The sequence below is a fragment of the Paenochrobactrum pullorum genome, from assembly GCF_041929845.1.
GTDB classification, from domain to species: domain Bacteria; phylum Pseudomonadota; class Alphaproteobacteria; order Rhizobiales; family Rhizobiaceae; genus Paenochrobactrum; species Paenochrobactrum pullorum.
In genome coordinates, this window is the sequence record NZ_JBHEEH010000026.1 from 1 (window position 1) to 20955 (window position 20955).

Below are 20955 nucleotides of genomic sequence, written 5' to 3' on the forward strand. Positions count from 1 at the left end.
TCTTTGCCGAACTCGCAGCATAACTGTGCCTGCAGATAAGCACGTTTATATCCTGTTCAAAATTTTGCGACATAACCATTTCAATTCGTAATTTATTTTCGAAATCAGAATACTCAGTAGTTGCTCGAGCCATGTCTTTTAAAAGACGAATATTATGCTTTGCGCAATCGAGAGGGTCCTTCAATAAATTACACCATTTCGGATTTGCGCAGCCGAGCTTTAAGAGTTTTTGAGTTCGTTCCAGTCGATTACCATCATCGTTAATTTCTTTAATCAACTCGAGTGCTTGTTTTTTGAGCTTTACATTGTTTTTAATTTTATCTGCATATCTTAAAATAATTACTCCCAGTTCTTTATTTCTGTCCCGCGCTTCGAGTGCGTATTTTGTTGACAGGACAATAGCATCTCTATGTTTAAAATAGTTATTTTTAGTATTTTCGAGAGTGCTATCATACCAATCTTCGTATTCTTTTTGATAATCTCTCGCTTCAGCAGCTCTGCGCTCCCGGCCAGCTCTTACGTTTGCCATGGCTTGCTGATGAGCATTAAACAATGAGTAAGTCGCACCACCAACGAGCAATGACGACTGAAATGCTAAATTTGATCCAGTATTCATATCGATCCCCTTTTTCTGCCAAGTATATAACATTTCAAAGGAGCCTTGAGGGCCCCCTAAATCATTAATATTCGTTAATTTTAGGCAACAAAAAACCTCCCAAGTTCTAAAAATGGGAGGTTCGGCGGCAATTAATTAGAATATCAATAAATTAAAAATTTAGAACATATTAGCAGTAGTATTCTCTTAGATATTCTTTCATTTTAGCTTTAGTAGCGCGTCTCGGCATGTATGCATTTCCAAGCTGATGATAATACTCATGTCCAAATTCGTCTTCGCAAAGTTTACGTACTTCCCAACTCGTTTTTTGCACTCCACCAACCAAAATATCTTCTCTTTCTGAAATAAAGAATGTTCTTTCGTAAATATCAAATGCATATTCTCTCATCTTCATTATCCTTAGTTTTCCGCCTTTGCGGCTAGAAGAATTGTTGTTTTGCTCTTCTATAATTAAATGATGATGTGCATTAATGATTGATGCAAGAGCTATTTTTAATGTTTCTTTAATCTTTAGACAAACCAGTTGACGACACTAGAATTGGTATATGTATTTTAGTTAAAAATAATTTTAATCTGTAATTATATTTCTGCTTAAGCGTCTTAGAATATTAATAATTCTGCGGCAAAAATGATTTTTCTGCATAAATATAATTAACCGCCGGCGGCTGACAGACATATTTCGCCGGCAGGAAATAAGTATTTATTATGATTTTCGACTTGGTAATTCTGCAAGTTTATCAGCAAGAAATGTCTCTCTCAGGTTAGCATAACGCTTGAGCGATTTCGGATCCAAATGGCCTGTCTGTGCCATCACTTCAGTATCCGACCAGCCTGCTTCAACCAAATTAGAAGTACGTTCATGACGTGCATCATGAAGACGAAAATGAGGTAATTCAGCTCGTTTTCGCGCTCTGTCAAACGCAGTTTTTAAAGCGTCTACAGTCATTTTAAATACCTGTCCCGTGCGTACTGGCGCATCAGGTAAACCATTCAAAATTTGGATAGCACGCGGTGATAAACCGATCTTAATGTCACGAGCTTCATGCGGATTTCTACTGTTTTTAACTCGACGTAGCAGTGCTGTCCGACGATCTAAGTCTACGTCTTTCCACTCTAAACGTAAGATAGAGCTGCGGCGAGCTCCTGACTCAAATGCAAATTCTACTGTTGGAAAAAGCCATAAATTTCGTGCGTTTTTACACTCATCTAAAAGCTTATCAATTTCTTCATGTGAAAGTCTGACATCACGATCATCAATAGCAGTAGGTCTTTTCACGTCTTCTGAGTTAACCGGATTTTGAGCGAGATTAAGCCGTAGCTTGCTATGAGCGATGATATTTTTCCAGAGCGTTAATTCGCGTTTTACCGTGCCAGGGGAGATTAGTTTTGGAGCAGTGGGTGGAGCTTTTGCTTGCGCTGCATTAGAGCGCGGAGCGCCATCTTTTCTCAATTTTAAGACATGCTCAATGTTTTTATACCGACCGCGTCCACCTTCTTTGCCACGAGATGCGGTTTCGGTTAGGCGGCGATTACGATAGTCAATAAAATGCTCTGGACGCAGGTTTGCGACGGCAAATGAGCAAAGAGTAGATTCATCGCGTAAAAATCGATCAAGACGTGCGTTTTCGGCAATACGTGATGCTTCACCCGGTCGTTTATTGGTCACTTCAGCACGATATAGATCAATTAGATCAGCAAGGGTTTCCTCATGTCCGCGAGAGCGGTCAACAAACACACCTTTATCCATCGACGATTCAATATCACGCGCCCATGTTTCCGCTTCGACCTTGGTGCGGAACGTGTTTGTTTGGCTCGGCCAGCCTTTTCGGCGAATCTGAACGTGCCATTGCCCATCACCCTTTTTTCTAATCGTAGCCAAATTTGTTTACCCCACTTGATATAGCGCGGTGTGCCGCACTGTGCCAAAATTGTGCCAATAAATAGAAACAATTCAAGCGATGTTTTGAGGTGATTAGTAAGTTTTTGATTTTATTGGAGATTTTGGCGCACCCGACAGGATTCGAACCTGTGACCTCTGCCTTCGGAGGGCAGCACTCTATCCAGCTGAGCTACGGGTGCGCAGTCGCTTTTGATATAAAGCAAAGCCGTTCTAACGCAACCATACTTGCGTATCAATGGGGAAAAATCCAATTATTGGTAGTTTATGTGAATAATCTGATGGGAGTGATTATGGGTCATAAGTTGTTGGGGTAGTCTTTTAAACGAGCCTTTTATGTGCCACCTTAATTTGAGTGCAGGGTCTTCCGCCAGCGTTGACTGCAAAAAGTCTCATTGAATATCTTGGATTAACCAAAGAAACTTCATGTGGCGCGATTGCGCCGATATCTAAACATCAATTTAGAAGCGAAAAGCCAACATTCATGTTTGGTCTAAAACTATGCATAAAATGTTGGAATAGAACGTCTGTCTTCTCATCTAAATCTGTTTCGTTATATTTTGAGACTGGTAACCCGGTCCTATCGTCGTAGAGAAGATCGTAGATCTGCTGCCGTAAATCATCGCGAGTGCTCTGCTTCTCAAACAGGTCTTGAACCTCTTCAATGCGCTGTTGAATAGCCTTAAGCACTTTGACCGAAATGGCCTTAATCTGCCGGATCTCGTCTTTTGATAAGTCTTCACGTAATAGCAGGTCGAAGATCGGCTTCTGTTCTTGTGTCAGCCCCAGCGCCACATGGCTCTGAGCCTCTTCCTCAAGGTCTGCTGCAATTCTCATCAGCGCTTCGAAGGTGGCTTCAATCGTATTCTTATCTTTTTCCTTGTTGTAATCATTGATGATCTGGCCGAAACGAACCTGAAAGTCTTCAAGGGTGGGATTAGCAGCCAGCATCTTTGCGAGCCTCTTCTGAAGAACGGTGCGAAGGTCCTGGACATCACTGGCTTTGCGTTCGCTCTTCGCAAATTCACGGCGAAGCAGGTCAAAATTCACCTTTGATATATCGAAGATCTTGTCATCAGCACTATCTGGGCGAATATTGATGGCTTCGCCAACGATGGCATTCAGCTTCTGAATGATCGCGGATGTGTCGGCGGCCAGCTTGTCTTCTTGAAGAGAGCTGTAGATATAATTTATGGCCTGAAAGTCCGGCTTGTATCGCTCCACATCCGGGAAGGTTAGACAGGATTTGTATTTCCTAAACACTGCTCGGGCAGAAATCTCAAAACGCTTGCGGGTCTCATCATTTGTATTGATCAGCTCCTTGGCATCTTTCAACACCTTGAGCTTATCAAATCCAGTCGCACTGTGCAGTCGTTCAAGTGCGAAGCCATCTGCTTGCAGCCCTTCGCGGATGATATATATAGCCTCCGCAAGCTCTCCCAGTAGCGCTTCTTGAGGGGCGAGTGGATCAATGACAGGTTCGTCGCCACCTTCGCCTAATGGACCTATACCGCCTGTGTGTCCAGCAAACGTGGCCAATGCTTTACGCAGGTTCTTCAGAATGCCGCAATAATCAACGATCAGGCCGTTATTCTTACCTTCCTTCACCCGGTTCGCCCTGGCAATTGCCTGCATTAAGGTATGCGCCTGTAGTGGTTTATCCAGATAAAGTGTAGACAATGACGGCACGTCGAAGCCGGTCAGCCACATGGCACATACGATTACGATGCGGAATGGATGATCCTCTCGCTTGAACGCCGTTTCTACGTCCAGGCGCTTTTCAATCTCGCGACCGCCAACGACTTCGCTAACGACGAAGCCGTCCTTCATCCGCTTGCGATGGGGAATAATATCGAGACCCCAGTCCTTGAATTTCTTGATCTCATTCTGCTCGTCGCTGACGACAACAGCCATCTCGGTCTTTCGCATCCAGGTTATCTGCTGGATTCGGATCACACGCTCCTGGTCGTCGGAAATATGCACCAGACCTTTTTCCAGCTCCGTGATCCTTGCCTGCCAGGCATCGGAGATGAAATTATACATCCGCACGGCAGTAATCTTATCGATGGCGACGAACATCGCCTTGCCAGTCTCCCAGTTCGACGAGAAGTGCCAGGCGAAATCTCGAGCAATATGACGAAGGCGGGGTTCGGCAGTCACCACATGATATTCACGCTTCAGATCATCTGAGAGCTTCGCGGCAACATCTGGATCGTCGATCTCCGCATCAGCAATAGCTTGGGCAAGCTTTTCATTTAGTTCGCCGCCTGTCAGTTGCAACTTGTCGCCGCGTGCATCGTAGTAAAGCGGTAACGTTGCACCGTCCTCGATGGCATCTTGGAAATCATAGGTGGAAAGATAAGCACCGAAGACCTCTTTGGTGATTTGATCGTTGGAAAACAGCGGTGTGCCGGTAAAGCCAATGAACGCCGCGTTGGGTAGCGCTTTGCGCATGTTCAGCGCCAGTGTGCCATATTGTGATCGATGCGCTTCGTCTGTCATTACAATGATGTTGTTTCGGCCAGAATACGCGCCACCTTTAGCCTGATCATCGGTGAACTTCTGGATCATACCGAAGATCACCTTTTTTTGCTGGCCGAGTAAGTCTCGCAGTTCCTGGGCTGATCCGGCCCGGCATGGGTCCTTGTCGTTGTTGGCCAGTCCGACGCTAGCGAAGGTCTTGTAAATTTGGTTGTCCAGGTCTGTCCGGTCGGTCAGCACTAGAAATGTATAATCACCACCCAGTTTACGATGCACCTTCTGAGTGAACAGTGCCATAGAAAAAGACTTGCCCGACCCTTGCGTGTGCCAGAATACGCCCAGCTTACCATCCAGAGCTTGCCGGTTGATCACGGCTTCGACCGCTCGGTTGACACCGAGAAACTGATGGTTCTTTGCAATAATTTTCACCGGGCCATTCGCGGTATCAGCAAACAAGATGAAATTCTCGAACAGGTCCATGAAACGCCGTTTATCACAGACAACGCGTAGCAGTGCTTCCATCGGGAGCAGCTCGTCGCGCCGCTCAGACTCGTCCAGCTTTAGCCAATCCGAGAAATGATCGTAATCCGCACTGATTGAACCTAATTTGGCCAGGTCACCATTGCCGAGGATGACAAAGGCGTTGAAGTAAAAAAGATGCGGGACAGCGTCTTTGTAGTCGGACAGATTCTCGGCATAAGCGCGTTTCAGGTCTTTGTCCGGGCGCTTAAGCTCGCAGAACAGCAATGGTAAACCATTGACGAACCCCACGATATCAGCACGCCGCCGGTGGGCATAGCCGCGCACCCACAACTCGCGCACGACGAGAAAGTCGTTGTTCTCAGCATTATCGAAATCGAACACCCGTAGCCGCTCTGTTCGCTGCTCGCCATTCTGGCGAAACTTCACTCGCACACCATCGCGGATCAGTGCATATTTATCCTGGTTGATGTGTAGAAGAGATTGCGAGCCGAAAATATCGCTGACCTCGCGCAGGGCCTGAACATAAGCCTCATCAGGCAAGCCCGGGTTCAAGCGAAGCAACGCTTCAGACAGATAGCGCGTCAGCACAACATCCTTATCGGACTTCCTGCCCAGTGTGCCCTCTGGGCCGAAAATCTCCTTGTTCCAGGCCATGACGACTCGCCAGCCATGCTCGATAGCGAGATAGTCGGCCATAGTCTTCTGAACAAGCTGATCTTCGGTAAAGTCATTCATGTGTAATCACTAACCTTTAAACTGGAATGCGTCCATCCATCAGACGCGGGAGCAGAAGATCACGAGCGCGGGTGAGCTTGGTAATAACCTTTTGTAAGTGTCCTATTTCTTGGAACATAGGTTCGATCGCTGCATCAAAATCTTGCACAATTTTCCGCGGCGGAGCAGACACAATATACTTCTCAAAGCAGTTCTGTTGAACACGTTGACGGCCGGATGAACCGACCATGCTAGTTATTGCGTTCTTTCTAAAATCTTCTTCTCTTGCTAGAAGATATGCCATGAAACGGCTGATCCGGTGCTCTCTGAATACGACAAATTCTGTTGAGCCACAGGCGATTTCTCCGTCTTGCAAGAAGTTCACATAGCCAGTCTTCCCGTTCTCAAGGCAGGGGGTTATCCTTGCGAATAGCGTGTCGCCATTCATGAATTTCACGCTTGTAGGTTGCTCGCGGTTCTCGAACAGGGAAGTGTCGCAAATCATCCCCGCCGTGGAGAGAGCACCCATAGGCACCATTGTGATGAGCTTTGATTCAGTGGCCTTCCAAGTCGTCCTTGGATTAATTTGCATCGCTTCGGATGCAGGGATTGACTCCCATCCCTCCGGTAGACCATCAATGATCTTTATCGTCTCATGACCTGGAAAGCGGAGGTGGACAAACCATTCGCGATACAGCAGCCGCGCTGCCTGTTCCAGCAAGACGATCCGCCGTCGGTTGTTTTCAATAAGGTCGTCATAGGCCGAGAGGATGGACGCAATGCGCTTTTGGGTGGGAAGGTCGGGGACATCCACCTGAACAAGCGCCAGCTTTTCGCGAGGTAAATGCTTGATTGTTGCTCCGGTGAATAAGCCCCTGAAATGGCCGGAATGAGCACGATAGGACAGGTTGTAGTAGAGGAAAACGGAATCCATGTTCTCAAACGGACGAATGCGATGAAGTGCCTTTTGAAACATCATGTTTGGCATTTCATCGCGCCAAAGTGCGCACCGCCCAGGTTCGCCTCCTTCGCACATGACGATATCGCCATCCTTAAGCGAGAAGCGCTCGAACTCTGATTCCTCGAAACGCATCTCGCGCAATTCCGAAAAATCAAAGCTGCCCCAGCGAACATTTTTATTGGCAAGGTATGGGTGGTTGTCACCACGGTTCTTTACTTGATCCAACATTTTGCCGAGTTGGAAGTCGGCCACCTCGGCGAGAGACTTCGTGGGCCAGCTCATACCAGTAACTCTTCAAGATTCTTTGCAATCATCTCTGCTAATTCTGCTGCCTCGGTGTTCAGCCCGTCCAATTCTAGATGAATTTCGCGTAACGTCTCTTCAAAGTCGAACTCGTCATCCTCTAAATCGGGTGTCACGCCGACATATCGCCCAGGTGTCAGGCTGTAGTCGTTCTTTGCCAGTTCATCGTGGTCTACAAGCTTGACTAGCCCTTGCACATCGCAAAGCACACCTTCAGGAAAACGCGAAAGCAACCAGTGGGCTTGGCTTTCAAAATAACGGAATCGCTTCAGGCTGCCGGTCACCGTCAGTTGCACTGCCGGATCGCCGGTCAAGGAAATGCGTGCCTCGGTAATCGCTGCCAGCAGTTTCTTACCGTCGGATGCAAGTTTGCGCATCTCCGCAGTCATACGCTTGGTGGCAGCCTCATTGGTCTGGGCCTCGATCTGCTTTTCGCCTTTGGCCGCCAGCGCATCTTGCGCCTTTTGCAGCAGTTTCGTCAGCGCGTCGATTTCTTTGATCAGTGCCTTCGCTTTATCGCCAATCGGCTGCATCACCATCAGCCTATCATTCAGCGCGGCAATCTCGGCTGGGGGCGTGATCAAGCTTGTTGCAGCGCTGGCAAAAGCGCCGCAATCGGCATGCAAGCGCTCAGCGGTTTCTGTGGGTGCCTCTGCGCCGAGATGGCGTGTGAAGAAGGCCACCGCCTCATCAACAGCGCTAAGCAGGCCGGAGAAATCTGCCGTTGTGGCTTCAGCCCGTGCTGTTTCCAGATAGTCCTGCACAAGAGCAGTAAAACGCTCTGATTTTTCACGATAGAGCCAGGTGATAGCCGTGAGATTGCGCATCTGCTCTGGTGAGAAGTCATAGACCTTACGCGTCACCTTGCGGAACACATGGCGTGCATCGATCATCAGCACCTTGTCGCGTAGATGTTCAGGCTTGGCCTTGTCGAAAAACCACAATTCACAAGGCACGGTGCGTGTGTAAAAGAAATTACCACGGATGGCGATCATGATGTCTACATCACCGGTCCTTACTAACGCCTGACGAACATCTGCCTCTTTTCCTCCGGCAGAAGAGGTCTGCGAGGACATAACGATACCGGCGCGCCCACGCGGCGATAGGTAGGAGTGGAAGAACGACATCCAGATATAGTTGCCGTTTGATACTTTGCCTGCTTTATTGACGCCAGGCAGACCGAATGACAGACGTTTATCGTCCTTCATCTTCTCCGCGTCTATTTCATCCACGTTGAATGGCGGGTTCGCCATTACATAGTCAAAAGGGCCTTGGTCCTGGTGCGGATCTTCGTAATAGCTGATTGCCTTCTCTATATCGCCATCCAGGCCATGAACCGCTAGATTCATTTTAGCCAAACGAATAGTCGTGGGGTTCTTTTCCATCCCGTAGAAGGTCAACCGCTCATTGGGGTTGGCTTTCATGGCCTCAACGAAATGCGCTGACTGGACAAACATGCCGCCGGAACCACACGCCGGATCAATGACTTTGCCACGTGTCGGTTCGATAACATTGACGATGGTTTCAACGATGCTGACAGGCGTGAAGAATTCACCGTTGTCATGAGCTTTCTGGTCAGCAAACTGTGTAAGAAAATATTCGTAAATTCGACCGAAGACATCTCCATCTGCTTTTTGCAATGCCGGATCATTGAAAATACGTAGCACTTGGCGCAACACGTCATCGTCCAGCTCTGCATATTCCTGCTTCGGTAGCAGGCCCTTCAACGTTTCATAGTCGGCTTCAATGCTTTCCATAGCAGTAATTAGGGCTGCTGCGGCGCTCTCACCCTCCGGCAGACCAACCAGCGTGTCGAACTGAGCCTCAGGCCGCAGATAGATAGATCCCCGGCGGGAAAAGTCTTCTTTCGTTAACTCTCGAACTACACCGCCACGGCTTGGGAGTGTCGGGATGATCTCATCTCGAACCTTTAGAAACCTGGAATACGCATGCCGCAGGAAGATGAGGCCCATGACAGGCATGAAATATTCGTTGCTAGCGAAATTCGAATTTGCTCGTAGCGTATCTGCTGAACTCCAGAGGCGCTTTTCGATACTGTTGATCTGCTCCACGAGCTATCCTTTACATACATCACATATGCCGGTCTTAGCTCGTATTCATATATGTTTCTAGTTCAAGATTGATTGGATAGACCTAAAACCATCCCTTTTGGGATGTGATCGCATAGTTACCAATAAGGCCGTTGAAAATTGTATCGATAAAAAGTGCCGTCCGTTGCGACAAACGATAATATTTGTCCATTAAGTTTGTGCGGATATGAGCTAATACGCATTGCAAAAGTGTGGCTTATGAACGGAGAGAGTTTGAGCATTGACTGTATACAGAATATGGCGTGGTTACACCGCACCCTGCCAGCCTTCCTCTAGAAGAGTAGCAATTGCGAGTGCTCGTCACCTATTGCCGTGGACTAAATCACGTATTCAAGCTGTAATGACTGCGCGTGGACTTAAGGTTGGCGCTGTTATGAAGGAGGTTGGTTTTTCGCCGCTGAATGCCTCACTAGGTCAAGCGCTGAAAGGGGCTACCCAGTTACAGCCAGCACTAATAATAGCACTCGAAAACTGGCTGGAAATGAATAAGCATATATAATCGTAGATTGATCTACTGTTATTCCCGTAGTTTTCTGTTCACGGCATCGTCAAGTGACTTCAACGATCTCTCCGCAGTGCCGTTTTTGGTTTGTTGGTATAGCTCAAGTAAAGCATCTGTGCATACTAAACCATATCGTGCTTCGTTTTCATAATGCTCTTCCAAGTCACGATCAGCGGCTCTTAAATCGACATTAGGTATTTTACCGAGGATTTCCATCACGCGCGTTTTGTAATCAATATACTCACTGATTGGTTTGTCGCACGCTATCGCCGCTCGCTTAAGAGCTGCATACGGATATAGGGTGAGCGTGAAAGAGGTATCCAAAGCGTCAGCCGATGCTGGTGTGATACTCAAAAAGAGCGCTGGAACGATAACCGTAAGCATAAAACGGGACATTGGATTTATGACTCCCTTAGCAAAAAAATGCTGCACAAAAGGGAACCCTTTTCCTACTGCTTGAATAGCTATTTTCAAATGACCGGAAGTCCTTGATTTTGATAGGCAGGCTTGAACGGTCAACAACTAAACCCATGCCGCACGAAAGGGTTCCTTTTCGTCAAGAGGGGAATGGGTATCTTCATCTCGGAATAGCTGAATATTCCTCGCTAGTTATCCGGAATGAGTAAGATGAAGAAAATAGGATATGCCCGAGTTTCAACCAGCGACCAAAATCTTGATCTGCAGCTCAGCGCATTGAAGGCCGCTGGATGCACGAGGGTTTATACTGATCAGGGCGTGTCCGGTGCTGAATTTGAACGGGACGGCCTCAGCAAGGCGCTAAAGGCGTTACAAGCCGGAGATATGCTGGTTGTATGGCGGTTAGATCGTCTCGGACGGTCATTGGTTGATCTGGTTCATCTGATATCTGAATTGGGTGAGCGCGAGGTGGAGTTCCATTCCTTAAGTGAAGCCATCGATACGTCCTCATCAGGTGGACGACTGTTGTTTCATCTGCTTGCTGCGATGGCAGAGTTTGAGCGGTCATTGATCAGTGAGCGAACCAAGGCCGGAATGGAAGCTGCCCGTGCACGAGGGCAGAGGATCGGGCGTAAACCTGCTATGACAGCTATACAGCTCCGGAGTGCTCGTATTGCTCTTAAGGATGGTTCGGCTTCAGTGGAGGCACTCGCTGAGCGCTATAATTTGCACCCACGCACGTTAGTTCGAGCACTGAAGGATGTTGCGTAACAGGATGCTGTTATTTGACTCGTAGCGGCTCGCTGAGTCATTCCGTTGTGCGATTTGATAGAAGTGCTGTCTGGAAAGGTTGCGCGTGCAGGTGAGTCTCTATGGCGTTTTTGGTCAATGGGTGGTTTGAGCCAACGATATTAAACGGCCAGCGCGCCAGCATAATGGAAATGTTTGCTCTATGAGATGTGCTAACTCGCTTGAAGCGCTGGACTGAAATCCCTCCATTTACCCCGGAATGTCCCTCATGCACAGAAAAGGCAGGCTTGCGACCGAGAGCGCCTCTGGTTGTGTCATAGCCTGTCATGGGCGCGCTTGCTGAGGTTCCGCGAGGGGTTTTAAGCCGGAAGGGTTTGCTTGCTGGTGAGTATTTATGGAGTCTTTAAGTTTAAGCGAATTGATAGCTTAAATTTTGGCCGAATGTTAGGAAATTGTGTAAAATAATCCAGTGTCTGGTGACAAAAACGCTATAATAATATGTGGCAACGTTTTTGCCCTTCTTGTGGATCTCAATCATTCATAAGATGAATATCTCGAAGGCTCTGGGTCGTATCCCCAAGTCACGCTATTAACGTCCAAGCTATCCTTTGTTGAGGTGGCAACGTCATGGTTCGAGACATGGAAGGAGTAGAGCCCTTAATACGACCCCGTGTGTAAAATCATGGACAGCTTATAGGCTCTGTCGCCCGTGCGCAGCACAAAAGGACATTCAAAGATTCGGGCTCTGTGTGGTCGCTTTTATAGCGTGGACCACATCCCGATATTTTCTATGAGTTGAGACGTATGCTCATAGAGAATGCAGCGGCAGCACTAAGTGCTGTTGCTAACCGATGGAGATACGAAAGTATCTCGGATACGGCATTATGGAAGGTAAATGGCATCCGCCTTCCGCGTGATTGACGCTAGTTGCTTTAGCTCTCTGTAGACGCAGATTTACATATTATCCTCCCTCCCTTGAAACGGTCGATTCATGATTATGTTTTGACTTTGGCTAATTTGCCAAGGCTTTATGCTTAAGTTTCAAGGGAGGGGGATAGCTCTATTCCGCAGTAAGAAGAAAGCTCAATTTGTAATGTATCGTCTTAAGCGTGAATGAGGTGGTTAGTAAAAAAGAAAATAAGAAAAAACTACGCAAGCAGACGTATATTATGAGTGAATACGACGATCTTAGCTGTTTCTTGAATATGTGTGCGTGAGTTTAGGTGATTTCTGTTCAAAATCCAGAATTTGAGATTTTTTTGTAAACTTACAGACAAGATAGCGACAACTTCCTTCTTATTTGACATAAGAAGGTCATGGATTGTAACCGTGCCGCTTTATAAAGCTTAAGCCCGCTTTTGAGTTACTTTCCCATCTGTAAATTTACACAATGGAAAGATAAGTTGCAGCTCAGGAGCGGTGGTTATGTTTCCGGATTGCTACGGCGCCAGAAACCATCCCCTAAAATAAATCCGGATTTTTCTAGGACTTCGTGAAATCCTCTGATCGTTTGAAAACGAACGAGGTAGATTGATCTACCCTAAACGTGAAAGGAGGCTGTCAGTATTCAGATGTGTGTAGCGCTTGAGCATGGATAGCTCTTTATGTCCGGAGATTGTGCCGACCTCCATCACGTTTAGACCAAGATCAAAGAACCGGCTGACAGCTTCATGGCGCAAGTCGTGAAACTTTAGATCCACAATGCCGGAGCGTTTAATGACGCGCTTCCACGTTTGATCAAAGGCTGAGCTAGTCATCCCGAAAGGCATAGCTTGATCTACGCTGCCATTATCATGAAGTGACATGAATGCTTCATATGCGCGTGTCGATAATGGAACTCCCCGGCTCGTTCCGTTCTTGGTCATCGTCAATGAGATTACCCGGCGATTGTATGACATGTCGCTCCATTTGAGTCTCAGAAGCTCACCACGGCGCATCCCGGTCTCAATGGCTACAATGATCAGCGCACAAAAACATTCGACTCTACCGTCGTCACAGGCGGCTAATAAGCGCTGCTCTTCTGAAACGCTGAGACGGCGTGAACGTGCATTGTTAATGGTCGGTCGACGGATCATTTTCACGACGTTCTGGGCGAGAGGGGAACCCCAATCACGCATGGCGACATCAAGGACGTGGCTAAGGATAGCAAGCTCACGAACGGCTGTAGCTGGCTTGACTGTCCGAAGACGTTCATCACGGAAGGATGCAATGTCTTGCTGTGACAAACCTATGAGCGTCCGGTAAGCAAGTTCATGGCGTTGCAGCACGCCAAAGCGCTGTATCTCTTGTGTGGCACCACGTTTGGTTGGCGAGACCTCTTCGGCATAGCGTTTCATCAGTTCGCCGAGCGTCGTGCTTTCAAGAATGCGTGTGTCTGGTGCTGCGCCGAACTTGTCAACTTGGTTCTCTAGTTCACGTGCCCACTTTTCGCCTTCGGTCTTGCTGTCGAACGATTTGCAGCGTGGTTTCATCCCACGTCTGCGGACTTGCACTTGCCAGCGGCCTCTGAGTTTGCGGATGGTTGCCAAAGCATGATCTCCAATTGGTATTGAATATCATGCGTAGGATGCCCCGGATGCGGAACCAAGGATGTTTCTTAATTTATATGGCTAGATGCTAATTAAATCAAATGAATCAACTATCAAGCTGTGTGCTTGTAAGTTCGCTTCGCTTGTTGCTACATGAGAGGTCTTAGAGATTGGTAGTATAAATATGTGCTCAATGAAAATCACGCAAAGCGCACCGAGTTATAATGAATTAGAGGCGTTGTTTGTCAATAACGATGCACTGCAGCGTATCGAAGCTTCTCTTAATCGCTTTAATCCAATCAAAGTTATGAAGATGGAAGGAATGGAAATTCGCCACTCTGCCATTCTCGCTTGGTTGCTGAATCCAAAAGAGACGCATGGTCTTGGTGATCATTTCTTGAGGGCATTTTTGTCTGAAGCAATCAAGGGAGACAGCGGTAAAAAACCCAATGCTCTTCAAATTTCGCAAAGTGATATGCGTGATGCAGATGTTAGATGCGAGTGGAATAATATTGATATTTTTATATTGTCACCGCAGAATCGTTGGGCCTTCATCGTAGAGAATAAAGTTCATAGCCGACAGCACAAAGGACAGCTTACCAAATATCGTGAGCGTATAATGGAGTTGTTCCGGGCGCAGAGCACGACCCAGGCATCTGTGTCGACGATTGATATTCGTGGGGTTTTTTTGACGCTACATGAAGAGATAGCCGAAGACACAGAATACACGTCAATAAAATATAATAAAATTTGCAGCTTTCTAAAGCGATATCTTGAACAAGAAGCCTATCTTCTCTCACCAGAAGTCACGACTTTTCTCACTCATTATTTGCATATTCTGGAGGAGCTCACCGGTATGAGCAAAGAGCGATCTGAAATGGAAAATTTGGCGCGCCAGCTGTATCGAGACCATAAGAAAGTTTTGGACTTCGTTATAGAGCATGGCTCCGGGTCAGATTTTGCCTTGGCAGTGCATCGCGTATTTGGAGACAATCCTAAACGAGCTGAGCAGGTCATAATAGGTGACACTAAATATATCTATTCTGGACTTACGAAGAATAATGTCAGCTTTCTGCCATTTAGCTGGTTTGAAGCGTTGGATGGGACCAATAGACAATGGCCCGGCTGTGAAAGTTGGTGGGGTGGCTATCCGTTTATTGTTTGGGCAGAAATTTGGGCCGGGAGCGATGGCACTAAAGGCCATATAAAGCTGAATGCAGAAGTTGGCCCAATTTCTGATTACCAATTTCGGAAAGGCATAATTGATACGATCAAGCTGGTGGCAACTGAGAAGGGCATGGGACGGGTTCAGTTTCAAAATGGCGCTGCCGATGAGGGGCGGCTTTATTCAAAATTTCTGAGAAAGAATACTATTGTCATTAATGACGTTCACGATACTGATGAAATTGAGCAAAAATTGAAATTGCTGCTGGCCGACTTTAATCCGGAATTCGATCTCGTAGCTAGTCTAATACCTGAATTCTTGCATTACGGAAAACCCAAGTCATAATTTGCAGCGTGGTTTCATCCCACGTCTGCGCAACAGAGGGCCTGTGTTCTCTGAGTTTCCGGATGATAGTCATTACATGATCTCCAATATGTGTTGGAGATCATGCGTGGATGCCTCGAAAGGGGTGCCAAGGGCTATTCTGGTATACTCGCTATTATGGCGTTTACGATTAACTCTATCGTTAAAGACATTCTTGTCTGCGTCAGATAGTTGATGCTAGATCATCTGGGAATGGGGTAGGTCATGCGTAAGTCTTTAATTTGTAGCATCGCAGCTTTATTTGGCGCGGTTTGCATAGTTGCTAGTGGAGCAGCGTCTGCAGGCGAAACTAGTTTCGGACCCTTTACCGTTGCTGCTTCAAGGCCGGATGTGATCAATATGAATGGTATGATTACGCCCAGTGCTGCACTGGATTTTCGCAGGGCATTGCGTGCAGCGCCTGATGCCAAATTAATCACGCTTAATAGTGATGGCGGCAGCGTGCAAGCTGGCTTGCTGATTGCTGATGACATTAACCAGCGTGCATTGGCAACATATATTCCCAAAGCTAGTAAGTGCTATTCTGCCTGCTCGTATATATTCCTTGCAGGTAAGGAACGGAAAGCTGACGGCGAATTGGGCGTGCATCAGATATCATCGGATTCACGAGACCTTGTTGGCGCTCAATTAGCGATATCAGATATTATAGAGGTATTGAGTAGATTTGATACGCCTGCAGAGGTTATGCAGATCATGTTCAAAACCCCACCTGATGATATGCACGTATTCAGTCAGCAAGAGATACAGCAATACAAGCTCAACCGTTCAGGCGACGATCAAATAAAAAATGGCCGACCAATTGAAAGCACGGTTTCTGCCAATCAAGAGAATGTGACAGAAACCGGTATACCAGATTCCGGTATACAGACACTGTCTAATGATCAGGCGTCGAATGTGGAAACTGAATCGCTTGCTAAGCTGTCACCGCTTGAAGAGTTCACCAAGCGTCCGAACAGAATAGCAGTTTATACAGGGTTGGATCTCTTCGGTGAAGATATATCCAGTGTGCGCGTGGTTGATGCCGCTGCATGCGCTAAAAACTGCCTTGAAATGAATGGACAGTGTAAGGCGTTCACGTTCAACACCAATCCTAGGCTTAAAAAAGGCCCAAATTGTTTCTTGAAGTCGAACGAGGGTCGGGCAGATGGAAATAGCGTCGCTTTCTCTGGTCGTTTTCTTAGCGGTTCGGAGTCTGATCCCGAACCTTTTTCCATGGGTATGATTGATCCCGCGAAAGCGCTCTTTGATGATGTCGATTTGCCTGGCGGGGATTTGTCGCGTCGTCCTCATGCCTCAGCTAAAACTCCCCTCGCGTGCCGTCTTGCGTGCATCGACAATAACCGCTGCGTGGCCTTCACTTATGTAAAGCCCAAAAAGGAATGTTGGCTAAAAGGAGCTGTAGGCACGCCGATGTTCGGAAAGGGATTGGTTACTGGTGTTAAAAGATACGAGACGTTTACTCCAGCCAAAGTTATTACTTTGAACTGAGGTCAAAATTGCTTGATATAGTAAGATTTTTCATTGGCAATTTTCGGTCGTGTTAAGTATCGAAATGAAATGACGCATTTGGGTGGAAAATGTCTTTAGAATTGAAAAATAGGGTTGTTGAGTTATTATCTTCCAACCCGGAAAAGCAATTTAAAGCTAGAGAAATTGCTATATGGATAGCTGAAACTTATCCGGATCAAGTTGCCGCCAAACTTGAACGCAGTAGCTCTCTAAATACACATGCAGAGGTTCTTACGCAGTTAGTAGCGGAAATTGGTGCTAATAGACCGTTGTGGCAAAATAGCATTAAAGAGCTGAGGACTACAGAAGGTGTGAGGCCGCGTCTATATTATTGGACGATGTTATCAGAGGCTGAAGAGGTTCAGATAGCTGAAAGTTATGTTGCGGCGGTGTCCACTGAAATTAAATCAAGCTCGCAGCCTACTTTAGCTCAGAATCAAGAAGAGCCTCAAAACAAGCTTAAAGAAAGTGATCTATATCCTGCGCTTGTAGAATTTTTGAAAGCCGAGCACAACGTCAGCGGTTCACGTATAGATGAGAAACGCTCGTCTAATAATTATGGTGCTGGTGGTAATAAGTGGCTGTATCCTGATGTTGTTGGAATGGAGAACCTAACGGATGGTTTGCATCCGGAGGTGATAAGCGCCATACGTGAAAGCCGTGATCGACGGGTTCGTTTATGGTCATTCGAGGTTAAGCTGCTTATCAATCGTTCTAATGTCAGAGAGACATATTTTCAGGCTGTTTCAAATTCGTCTTGGGCGAATTTTGGGTATTTGGTAGCTGCCAACTTTGAGGGTGTGGACACCTTAAAGGAGCTACGAATTTTGTATGCTGTCCATGGCATTGGATTAATACAACTTAATCCGGAGAATCCTACTGAAAGCCAAATTCTTGTGCCTGCTCGGGAGAGGCAAGATATAGAATGGCCAATGTGCAGCAGGCTGGCAACTGAGAATAAAGACTTTAAGTCTTTTATGAAAAAAGTCCGGCAGTTCTTTCAAACCGGCGATATGTAGCCTTCGTGCCTCTCGCGTGGCTCTCGATAAGATACCAAGAAGGGGCTACGTAACAGAATACGGTCTGTAAAGGGTGATTCCTGGTATGTGGTCGCTTTAACAGAATAAAATGGAGGAGAGGGTGGGTTTCTAACCCACGATGGAGTTGCCCGCACATCGCATTTCGTGTGCGGCGTTACAATCATTGATTATTCAGCCTAAGCGATCAACTAGATCGACCGCACGTAGATGACTGTAGCGTTGCAACATGCGCAGTTCTTTGTGTCCGGAAATCGTAGCAGTTTCAATGACGTTCAGACCTTTTTCTAAAAGGCGCGAGATTGCCTCGTGACGTAGATCATGGAAGCGGAAGTCAATCATGTCAGCACGAACACGAAGATGCTCCCACGCTTGTCCTACAGCTGATTTTGTTAAGGGAAATACACGCTGATCAGCGCTTGCCTCTTTAAGTTCTACGAGGGTTCGCAAAGCAAGTTGTGACAGTGGGATGTCGCGGCTTTCACCATTCTTAGTCATATCCAAATGAGCTATCCGGCGATTGAAATCGATGTCTTGCCATTCAAGCGAAAGAATTTCACCTTGGCGCATAGCTGTTTCAAGCGCGATGATAATCAGTGAGCGCATATAAGGATTGCGAGCAGTATCTGCTGCTTCCAATAGCTTTTGCTCTTCACCTTCCTCTAAACGTCGTTCACGTCCACGTGGCGGTGATGGTCGTCTAATCATCCGGCAAGGATTTTGCATCAGATGGACACCCCACTCTTTACGACCAATGTCGATGGCGTGCGCGAGCGTGTTCAGCTCTTTGAGTATTGTGGAGGTCGCAACAACCTTTAATCGTTCATCGCGATATAATGCAATGTCTGTAGGGCTGAGCATGGCAAGCGTGCGATATGCAATTTCATGCTTCATAAGCACGCGAATGCGGTAAGTCTCAGTTTGTGCGCTGCGTTTGTGTGGCGTGATCTCTGTAAGATAGCGCTCAAGCAATTCCCGGAGTGTCATTTTCTCGGCAAGACGTGTATCGATGAAACCGCCGCCGCGATCTAATTCAGTCTCCAGATTGCGTGCCCATTTCTCAGCATCGGCTTTGGTGTCAAAACTCTTGGCTCGTGGTTTGAGCCCCTTACGGCGAACCTGTGCCTGCCAGCGTCCACGTAATTTACGAATTGTAGCCATAGAAACTCCATCCGATGTTTCAACAGTCTCTAGGATGCCCCTTTATAGGTGCCAAGGATGAAACCGGAATATGAGCTTGACGGTATTGGTCGGCTTTGCATCATGATCGCAAGACCGGAAACATAGGTGCTGAGGAGAGTGGCGAGGTTGTGCCGATTGACCCGTTTTACGACTGGAAAACACGTCGGAACCTCGAGGGAACCAAGGTTTTTAAAATTGCCTCATCCTGATTTTCAGGGCAGCTCTTTCTCGTAGAGTGCCACGTAACATAGGCACTGACAACGTTTGTCTGCCCAAGTGGCGGGGATGTGCCAGATACCAATTGTGACGCTATAAAAGCGTGATCACCTTGTTTAAGCAATTGAAATAATAGGAATATTTTAGAGCTTGACCGCGGCCTTCGGACTCTTCGGAGGGCAGCACTCTATCCAGCTGAGCTACGGGTGCGCAGTCGCTTTAATATAAAGCTAAGCCGTTCTAACCCAAGCGATCTTTCGTATCAATGGGGAAAGGCTGAATTGATTGTAGATTATGTGAATAATCCTACGGCAAAGGTCACAGGTTCGACTCCTGTTGGTATTGCCTGATGGGCTTGTTGCCTGCCATGTGCCTAGTGGCTAAGCCAAAAGATATCGCTATAAAAGTGCACAATTCTGATATGCATATCGTAACCCTTCAGTCAGCTTGCCCAATTACTGAAAAGAACTCTGAACATTTTTATCGAGGCTCTAATGACAAACCCTACACGTATGATCGCAGTCTTACCTACCAATGATATACATGCATCCATTAAGTTTTATGAGTTGTTAGGCTTCAAGCCTAAAGGTTCTGATGTTTATGATGGCTATCAAGTGTTAATTGATGGGAAGGGTTCAGAATTGCATCTTACTGTAGCGCCAGAAGATTGGCTAATCCCAGGTAAAAGCCCGTGTGGCGTTTATTGGTATGCTGACAATGTTGACGAACTCGCAGTGGTTGCTAGTAAATATGCCCTGCACCCACCACGCAAAACCTCTTGGGGGACATATGAATTCGCATTGTCAGACCCGGATGAAAACCTTATCAGAGTAGGAAGAATACTCGTCGATTAAGTGGTTTCCGGTGCCCCAAGATTTAAGGTAGCGGGCAGACAATATTAAATTCTACGAAGTCCTAATAATATAATTATCGTGAATGCGGCGCCACAATCCTTCATGGCGCCGTTCTTGTGGTTGTGGTGTGGCTACTTAAATATCTAGCTCGGGTAAGCTATTCACAATCTTCATCGTCTCAACGCTCACGGTTATTACGCGCTGGAACAATTCAAGAGGATATTTCGGATCGCCGATCGTTTCGTTTGTATAATCGTTGGCATCATTGACGATACCACTGTCTTTGTCTGTCTTGACAACTTGGCGCTCCATAACCCATTCAAGTGCTGGTTTGCCGTTGACGATGTAATCATAAGCTTCCAGCGGAATGTTCTGCATTGTGATATTGTCATTATAAATGACAGTGGCGCGATCTTTTTCTTTACCTTTGCCTCCCCATTTCCATTTATTCGTATGGGTGACACGGTAGAATTTCTGTGGATTAGATTCTGCTTCCGGTATTAACCTGTGATCGCCTTCTTTGAACGTGACCATATAAGGCTCTACAGTTTCAAAATTCAAATGCAGATTACCAAGAGCCCGACCAGCATCACGGAATGCTGCGAAGTCAGTATAGGTTTTTACAGCCGGAATGCGCGGCAACTGTTTGGCTAGGTTGTTAGCAAAGCGCTTGCGGTATTCAGGTGAGTGCAGTAGGCCGTAAATGTAATAAAACAGGTCTTCTTTGCTGATCTCTTCATCCGGATAGGCAGCCTGGAAATGCGCAAGTGGACTTGCTTCGTAAAAGTGGAGAGGTTTTCTTGAGTTGAAAGGAAACTTACATGACGAAGCGAGCAGATTTTACG

14 protein-coding genes, 1 tRNA gene and 1 pseudogene are annotated in these 20955 nt (G+C 46.8%); 5 read left to right on the forward strand and 11 right to left on the reverse strand.

Annotation, left to right across the window (positions count from 1 at the left end):
* The 8 genes from JNC77_RS16735 to JNC77_RS16770 all read right to left on the reverse strand — a co-directional run.
* A partial coding sequence (locus tag JNC77_RS16735; protein WP_374834565.1) for a hypothetical protein occupies positions 1-616 on the reverse strand: 616 nt, incomplete at its 3' end.
* Positions 617-785: 169 nt separating this feature from the next.
* Positions 786-1004 carry a hypothetical protein gene (locus JNC77_RS16740; protein WP_374834567.1) on the reverse strand — a complete coding sequence of 73 codons (219 nt, stop codon included), beginning with the start codon at positions 1002-1004 and terminating at the stop codon, positions 786-788.
* A gap of 315 nt (positions 1005-1319) precedes the next feature.
* The gene (locus JNC77_RS16745) at positions 1320-2495 is read right to left on the reverse strand and encodes a site-specific integrase (RefSeq protein WP_374834569.1); all 1176 of its coding nucleotides are present in this window, start codon (positions 2493-2495) and stop codon (positions 1320-1322) included.
* 123 nt (positions 2496-2618) lie between these two features.
* Positions 2619-2695: transfer RNA gene (locus tag JNC77_RS16750), tRNA-Arg, on the reverse strand.
* Between the two features lie 274 nt (positions 2696-2969).
* Positions 2970-6212, reverse strand: a complete 3243-nt coding sequence (locus JNC77_RS16755) for a type I restriction endonuclease subunit R (protein ID WP_374834571.1) — start codon at positions 6210-6212, stop codon at positions 2970-2972.
* Between the two features lie 16 nt (positions 6213-6228).
* Positions 6229-7434: a restriction endonuclease subunit S gene (locus JNC77_RS16760; RefSeq protein ID WP_374834573.1), complete on the reverse strand. Its 1206-nt coding sequence runs from the start codon at positions 7432-7434 to the stop codon at positions 6229-6231.
* Positions 7431-9527: a type I restriction-modification system subunit M gene (locus tag JNC77_RS16765; protein WP_374834575.1), complete on the reverse strand. Its 2097-nt coding sequence runs from the start codon at positions 9525-9527 to the stop codon at positions 7431-7433. The genes JNC77_RS16760 and JNC77_RS16765 overlap by 4 nt, the downstream gene beginning before the upstream one ends.
* 556 nt (positions 9528-10083) lie before the next feature.
* Positions 10084-10587 carry a hypothetical protein gene (locus JNC77_RS16770; protein ID WP_374834577.1) on the reverse strand — a complete coding sequence of 168 codons (504 nt, stop codon included), beginning with the start codon at positions 10585-10587 and terminating at the stop codon, positions 10084-10086.
* Positions 10588-10695: 108 nt separating this feature from the next.
* Between JNC77_RS16770 and JNC77_RS16775 the strand changes: the two genes are divergently transcribed.
* Entirely contained in the window at positions 10696-11256 is a 561-nt protein-coding gene (locus tag JNC77_RS16775) for a recombinase family protein (protein WP_374834579.1), read from the forward strand.
* A gap of 1514 nt (positions 11257-12770) precedes the next feature.
* Here JNC77_RS16775 and JNC77_RS16780 read toward each other — a convergent pair.
* Positions 12771-13763 carry a site-specific integrase gene (locus tag JNC77_RS16780; protein WP_374834581.1) on the reverse strand — a complete coding sequence of 331 codons (993 nt, stop codon included), beginning with the start codon at positions 13761-13763 and terminating at the stop codon, positions 12771-12773.
* A gap of 193 nt (positions 13764-13956) precedes the next feature.
* On the opposite strand from JNC77_RS16780, the gene JNC77_RS16785 reads away from it, so the two are divergent.
* The 3 genes from JNC77_RS16785 (at position 13957) to JNC77_RS16795 (ending at position 17840) form a co-directional block, all read left to right on the forward strand.
* The gene (locus JNC77_RS16785; protein ID WP_374834583.1) at positions 13957-15273 is read left to right on the forward strand and encodes a PDDEXK-like family protein; all 1317 of its coding nucleotides are present in this window, start codon (positions 13957-13959) and stop codon (positions 15271-15273) included.
* A gap of 243 nt (positions 15274-15516) precedes the next feature.
* Positions 15517-16800 carry a PAN domain-containing protein gene (locus JNC77_RS16790; protein WP_374834585.1) on the forward strand — a complete coding sequence of 428 codons (1284 nt, stop codon included), beginning with the start codon at positions 15517-15519 and terminating at the stop codon, positions 16798-16800.
* A gap of 89 nt (positions 16801-16889) precedes the next feature.
* Positions 16890-17840, forward strand: coding sequence for a COG2958 family protein (locus JNC77_RS16795; RefSeq protein WP_374834587.1), 951 nt, complete (start codon positions 16890-16892; stop codon positions 17838-17840).
* 192 nt (positions 17841-18032) lie between these two features.
* Here JNC77_RS16795 and JNC77_RS16800 read toward each other — a convergent pair whose 3' ends face one another.
* Positions 18033-19019, reverse strand: a complete 987-nt coding sequence (locus JNC77_RS16800; RefSeq protein WP_374834589.1) for an integrase — start codon at positions 19017-19019, stop codon at positions 18033-18035.
* A 731-nt stretch (positions 19020-19750) separates the two neighbouring features.
* On the opposite strand from JNC77_RS16800, the gene JNC77_RS16805 reads away from it, so the two are divergent.
* A complete protein-coding gene (locus tag JNC77_RS16805) occupies positions 19751-20110 on the forward strand; it encodes a VOC family protein (protein ID WP_374834591.1) in 360 nt (119 codons plus the stop codon).
* Positions 20111-20245: 135 nt separating this feature from the next.
* Here JNC77_RS16805 and JNC77_RS16810 read toward each other — a convergent pair.
* Positions 20246-20878, reverse strand: a pseudogene (locus tag JNC77_RS16810) (type ISP restriction/modification enzyme); the annotation flags it as partial.
* Positions 20879-20955 lie beyond the last annotated feature (77 nt).